This is a genomic window from Falsiroseomonas sp. HW251 (genome assembly GCF_050563545.1).
Classification (GTDB): domain Bacteria; phylum Pseudomonadota; class Alphaproteobacteria; order Acetobacterales; family Acetobacteraceae; genus Falsiroseomonas.
In genome coordinates this window covers 1-315 of sequence record NZ_JBNXUM010000122.1, presented here as the reverse complement: position 1 = coordinate 315, position 315 = coordinate 1, and the positions used below count along the sequence as shown (strand labels likewise).

Genomic DNA, 315 nt, shown 5'->3' with positions numbered 1-315 from the left:
ATCGTGGAGACGCGCGGCGCCGACGGCACGACGACGCGCCTGCGCTGCGGGCATGTCATCTCCTCGATGCCGGTGCGCGATCTGGTGCCGGCTATCGAGCCCGCCCTGCCCGAAGCCGCGCGGCGCGCAGCCTCGGCGCTGCGCTACCGCGACTTCATCACCGTGGCGCTGGTGCTGACCGATCGCGGGCGCTTCGATGACAACTGGATCTACATCCACGACCCCGGCGTGAAGGTCGGGCGCATCCAGAACTTCAAGTCCTGGTCGCCGGCGATGATCCCCGACCCCGCGCTCACCTGCTACGGCCTGGAATAC

General features: G+C 69.2%; 1 pseudogene. It reads left to right on the top strand.

Going from position 1 to position 315, the window contains the following annotated elements:
* Positions 1-315: pseudogene (locus ACLF3M_RS35455) on the top strand (FAD-dependent oxidoreductase); the annotation flags it as partial.